This is a genomic window from Fulvivirga sp. (assembly GCF_040220315.1).
Lineage (GTDB): Bacteria > Bacteroidota > Bacteroidia > Cytophagales > Cyclobacteriaceae > Fulvivirga.
In genome coordinates this window covers 1-5590 of the sequence record NZ_JAVJUY010000238.1, presented here as the reverse complement: position 1 = coordinate 5590, position 5590 = coordinate 1, and the positions used below count along the sequence as shown (strand labels likewise).

The 5590-nt window shown below is 35.7% G+C and carries 5 protein-coding genes and 1 pseudogene; 4 read left to right on the top strand and 2 right to left on the bottom strand.

Going from position 1 to position 5590, the window contains the following annotated elements; all coding sequences use genetic code 11:
- Positions 1-232 (top strand): annotated as a pseudogene (locus RLO81_RS11405) (hypothetical protein); the annotation flags it as partial.
- A gap of 46 nt (positions 233-278) precedes the next feature.
- On the opposite strand, the gene tyrS reads toward RLO81_RS11405, so the two are convergent.
- Positions 279-1568 carry a tyrosine--tRNA ligase gene (tyrS, locus tag RLO81_RS11400; protein WP_350111579.1) on the bottom strand — a complete coding sequence of 430 codons (1290 nt, stop codon included), beginning with the start codon at positions 1566-1568 and terminating at the stop codon, positions 279-281.
- A 100-nt stretch (positions 1569-1668) separates the two neighbouring features.
- On the opposite strand from tyrS, the gene RLO81_RS11395 reads away from it, so the two are divergent.
- On the top strand, positions 1669-2136 hold the full coding sequence (locus RLO81_RS11395; RefSeq protein WP_350111578.1) for a pyrophosphohydrolase domain-containing protein: 468 nt from the start codon (positions 1669-1671) through the stop codon (positions 2134-2136).
- On the opposite strand, the gene RLO81_RS11390 is transcribed toward RLO81_RS11395, so the two are convergent.
- Complete coding sequence (locus RLO81_RS11390; protein WP_350111576.1) at positions 2133-2918, bottom strand: phosphatidylserine decarboxylase; 786 nt, start codon at positions 2916-2918, stop codon at positions 2133-2135. The genes RLO81_RS11395 and RLO81_RS11390 overlap by 4 nt on opposite strands.
- A 434-nt stretch (positions 2919-3352) precedes the next feature.
- Between RLO81_RS11390 and RLO81_RS11385 the strand changes: the two genes are divergently transcribed.
- Both RLO81_RS11385 and RLO81_RS11380 read left to right on the top strand, forming a co-directional pair.
- Entirely contained in the window at positions 3353-4249 is an 897-nt protein-coding gene (locus tag RLO81_RS11385) for a hypothetical protein (RefSeq protein WP_350111574.1), read from the top strand.
- 130 nt (positions 4250-4379) lie between these two features.
- Positions 4380-5590, top strand: a 1211-nt coding sequence (locus RLO81_RS11380) for a PDZ domain-containing protein (protein ID WP_350111573.1), incomplete at its 3' end; no start/stop codon positions are given.

Genomic DNA, 5590 nt, shown 5'->3' with positions numbered 1-5590 from the left:
TTTAACACAGGCAGAAGCTGATTTTGGTGGCGGAAGTCAGGATATTAAAGATGAACTTAAAGGAATGGATTTGAGCGCTGTTGTGGGAGCTGGATTGAACTTACCGGGTGGTCTTTCTGCTGGATTACGTTATGTTCTTGGTCTAAGTGATATTGCAGACAATGATGCACTACCAGAAACTAAAAACAGAACATTTCAAATATATGTCGGTTACAAATTATTTGGCAACTAACACCAGATTATAATACATAAAAAAAGGCCTCAATTTGAGGCCTTTTTTAGTTTACATGAATAATGTAATAATTCTTCTTGCCTTTTTGTGCTAGCAGGTACTTGCCTTGAAGTAAATTAAAATTAACACCATCGTTAGGGGAGATGATCTTAGTCTTATTAATGCTAACTCCTCCACCTTGTATCATTTTTCTGGCCTCGCCTTTCGATTTAAAAATAATGCCACCAGTGCTTTCAGAAAGAAGTGTGGTTACATCGCCACTTTTTTCCAAATCGGCTTTTGTAATATTGGCTTGAGGAACTCCTTTGAAAACAGATAGAAACGTTTTTTCGTCTAAGTTTACTAAATCTTCAGTAGTTGACTTTCCAAACAGAATTTGTGATGCCTTCACTGCAGATTCATAATCTCTTTCAGAGTGTACACGGATTGTTATATCCTTGGCTAATGCCTCTTGTAGCTTTCTCAAATGTGGAGCTTCGGCATGCTCTTTTTCTAGTACTTCTATTTCCTCTTTACTCAATAAAGTAAATATTCTGATGTAATTAGCTGCATCCACATCAGAAGCATTGAGCCAGTACTGGTAAAACTCATACGAAGAAGTTCGCTCAGGATCTAACCAAACATTTCCGCCTTCAGTTTTACCGAATTTAGTTCCATCTGCCTTTTTTATTAAAGGAGTAGTTACGGCAAATGCTTCGCCACTATCTTTTCTTCTAATAAGTTCAGTACCTGTAACAATATTACCCCACTGGTCAGAACCACCTAACTGTAGTTTGCAGTTCTTATTTTTATACAACCAGTAAAAGTCATAACCCTGAACTAATTGGTAAGAAAATTCTGTGAACGACATGCCGCTTTCACCTTCCAATCGCTTCTTAACGGAATCTTTAGACATCATGTAGTTAACAGTAATGTGTTTACCTATATCTCGAATGAAATCCAAAAAATTAAGATTCTTAAACCAATCATAGTTATTCACCATTTCTGCACCTGTTTCTGAATCATTGAAATCCAGGAATTTAGAAAGCTGTTTTTTTATTCCATTCAGATTGGTTTCTATTTCTGGTTGCGTTAATAAATTTCTTTCAGCAGATTTACCAGAAGGGTCGCCAACCATTCCTGTTGCACCGCCAACCAGAGCAATCGGTTTATGACCAGCCTTTTGAAAATGTACTAACGTCATTATTTGAACTAAACTTCCAATATGCAAAGAGTCTGCAGTAGGATCAAACCCAATATAACCAGCGGTGATTTCTTTAGAAAGCTGTTCTTCCGTCCCTGGCATGATATCGTGTATCATACCTCTCCATTTTAATTCCTCAATAAAATTGGCCATGATGTAAAATTAAGCTGCAAATATAGAAAACTCGAATAAACCAATGGCATTTGAAGTATATATCAGATATTCGCAATCAAAACAAACTGTCTTATAGATTATGCAACAACCAGACTCTTTAAATCAAGTAGCTCAATTTCATAAAACGTTTAATCACCCGATATTGGAATCTCCACAAATTCCTGATAAAAAGCGTTGCGACTTAAGAGTAGAGTTGATTTCCGAAGAGTTGAAGGAACTTGCAGAAGCAATTAAGGAGAAGGATCTTGTAGAAATTGCTGATGCACTTTGTGATATCCAATATGTGCTTTCAGGTGCGGTATTAGAATTTGGTCTTGGGGACAAATTTAAGGAGCTTTTTGATGAAGTTCAGAGATCCAACATGAGCAAAGCATGTGACACAGAAGCGGAAGCAAAAGCTACCGTTAATTACTATGCAGAAGAAAGGGATACGGAATGTTATTATGAACAGAAGGACGGCAAGTACCTCGTATTTCGTAAATCTGATAATAAAACCATCAAGTCAATAAATTATTCACCGGCTGACTTAAAGAGTATTTTAAGCTAGTATTTCTGAGCTACAACAACTTGAGAATTTATTGCAGTTTGCGTTATTTCAGGGGCAGCCATGCATAACGTTGAGCCAAGAAGAAATTTTCCAACTTCGTTTCCTATAGTTATTTTATTGCCAACATTAATAGAATTGGTTAATACTATTGTACCAACTGCTGGTCCACCAACTATAGATAAATACCATGGCCTTCCTTGTTGGTCTTCAATAGTAACGTTTACACGTTCATTTCTCATAGCCGGGAGCGAAGGGTCTTGTTTATAGATCCAAGGCCTTAGTACAATCAATTCCCCGGGTATGTGCTCAATTGATGTAATTCGACCCGAAACAGGTGCATGAATTCTGTGGTAGTTGTTGTTATGTAAGAATACATTAGTAAAATAATACTCAGAAGGAATACTTTGACCTTGCTTACCGAAAATAGCATGTATGCTTCTTAAATCACCTTTTACGTTTATTTCAGGTAAATCACAAACTTTACCTTTATCGCAAAGTAGGCCTTCACATGGCCAAACATAATCGTAATTTATGGGCGGTGGTGATTTATACATGCGTGTAAAGAAATCCTGAAAGCTTGAATAATACTCATTTCCAGATTCTGAAATAAACTGGCTTAAATATGCATTATCGAGACGGTTGAATTTACAGTAAGGCCTAATAATATACTTTGTGAAACGCTTGTTATATACTTCTGCATATAATCGCGAAACATCTCTCTGAAATTTCCCTGGCAAAGAGCCCCAAATTGAAACTGAAAGAAACCGATAAACTGATGTCATGTTTTAATGCCTTGTTCGATTCTTTTTAACGCACACAAATACATTTTGATTACGATCAATCACGTTTTTAGATTAAAGCCTGCTTAATTTAGACTAACGAATAATTTAAATAGGTTAACAACGTAATAGCCTGATTAAAAAAAGGAGTTCTTTCACTGTAGTAGTTGTGGTCTTTTGATGTGGCTTTAAGAGAATTATTCACTAAATCCTTTACCTATATTTGTCTTGTTGAATGGATAAAATGATAAAAGTTAAAATTAAAGTATACATAATTAACTATCTACTAGCCAGTTATATATCAAGATATTTTTAAAATCATATGTTATTAATTGATCAACTGCTATTTTAGATAGTTAGTAAGATTCACTTCAAATGGGGTATTGCCTGCTATTATAATTCTTTATATTAGAGCATATTATATCAAATTTTAAAATATGGAAACTACTGCCCCAAATGAATTCTTAGGACTTTGGATTAATATTATGACCATCGGCTCAATAGCATCTTTTGCTCTTGCTGTTATTATCTACCTTGTTCATCAGATTAAAGTATCGAGTATTAAAGACTACAAGGCCAAGTATGATTATTTGAGTACGAAGGAGATTAACTATTACAAGGCATCTATTATAAGTATAGCTGTAGGTATTGGAATGATTATTAATACATACGGTAAGGATGTAAGAACATTTGACCTTGTTTGGTTCTTTGTTTTGATTTTCATTTCTATTGCAGGGGCTACACTAATTGGGTATGTAGGGGCGCTTATTTTACAATATTATTACCCCACTCGTTTACACAGTAAATTAAAGAAGTGGCGCTATATGCCAAGAATAAACCCAAAAACTGGCAACAAAATGAGGCTACTTAGTGAAGATGAGGAAGATGTACATTTGGATGAAGGGATGCAGGCAGAAGAAGAAGTATTTAGTGTAGATTATGATGTTTGGATTGATGAAGCAACTGGTGATACAAAAATTGAGAAATACCAGGGACATTTAGAAGCACTTCAGTGTAATAATTGTGGTTTCTACACCATGAGAGTTGTAAGAGAAGAAGTAATACAGCAACCTACGGCTGAACAGGAGGGTGAGTTGATAAAGCACTACAAATGTCAATTTTGTAGTTCAGTAAGAGCAACATCATTCCATATTGCGAAGGAGGAAGATTATTCACATTTTAAGCCAGATCAGGTTCAATTCAAGAAAAACGCATCGGTTGATTTAGTAAAAGTGGAGATTATGGCGCTTGGCCATAAAAAGTACTACGAATTTCAGAATGTAGAGCAAGCAGAGAAGTTTCTTTCTGAGTTTGATGTTGACTCAATGAAGTAACCGTCCATCAAAATGATTTGAATGAGACCCATTGCGGTCTCATTTTTGTTTAAATTTAGTTATTAGACCAAAACAAATTATTAATTTTTCGTTAAAGCTAGTATTACAAAAGAAGATAGAGGAGAACCGCATGAAAAAGTACTTATCAATTGTCAGTTTATGCCTAATTACATTAGTTGCATATACTCAAACTACTCAGGATGAAAACCTGAAGCCCAAAATATATTTTGGTGATGAAGCACGATTAGCAGTGCAGATTTTAGACACTTACCATTATCGGAAGATTAGCCTTAACGACTCATTGTCTGCTGTTATTTTAAATGATTACATCGAAACATTAGATAATAATAAATCTTATTTCCTAGAATCTGACATCGCAGAATTTCAGGAATACAGCACGCAATTAGATGATCTTACCAAAGAAGGTAATGTATTCCCAGCCTATACTATCTATGAACGCTTTAAACAGCGATTTGATGAACGAATGGCGTATGTATATGGCACATTATTAACGTATGAATTTGATTTTACAATTGATGAGTATTACGATACAGATCGATCCAATGATGAATATGCTAAAACAACAGAAGAGTTGAATGAGCTATGGAGAAAAGTGCTGAAAAGCCAGGTTCTTAGCTTGAAATTGAACGGTAAGGCAGATAGCTCCATTAATAAAACCATTACAACGAGATATGACCGTTTTAAAAAAGCAATCAGTCAGTACAACAGCGAAGATATTTTTGAGCTATATCTGAATACGATTGCTGAAGCCTACGATCCGCACTCTAACTACTTTTCACCTAAAACTTCTGATCGCTTTCAACAAAATATGAGCCTGTCGTTAGAAGGTATTGGAGCGAGATTACAAACAGATAATGACTTTACAAAAGTGGTTGAAATTTTGCCGGGAGGTCCTGCCATGAAAAGTGACCTTATTCACCCGGATGACCGCATAGTTGGTGTTGCCCAGGGAGAAGAAGGTGAAATGGTAGATGTTATTGGCTGGAGAATTGATGACGTTGTTGAGCTTATAAAAGGGCCCAAAGGTACAACCGTTAGATTGGAAATTATACCGGCAGAATCTGGTGTTTATGGCGCATCTAAGACAATTTCTTTAGTACGGGATAAGATCAAGTTAGAAGATATGCAGGCTAAGGCTGAAGTTGTACCAGTAACAAGAAATGGCAGGGAATATAGCTTTGGTGTAATTACACTCCCGAGTTTTTATATGGATTTTGAGGCCTATCAGAAAGGGGATGTTAATTATAACAGCACAACACGTGATGTTAAGCGCCTGATCGAAGAGTTAAAAGGAGAAAACATTGATGGTCTAATGATTGA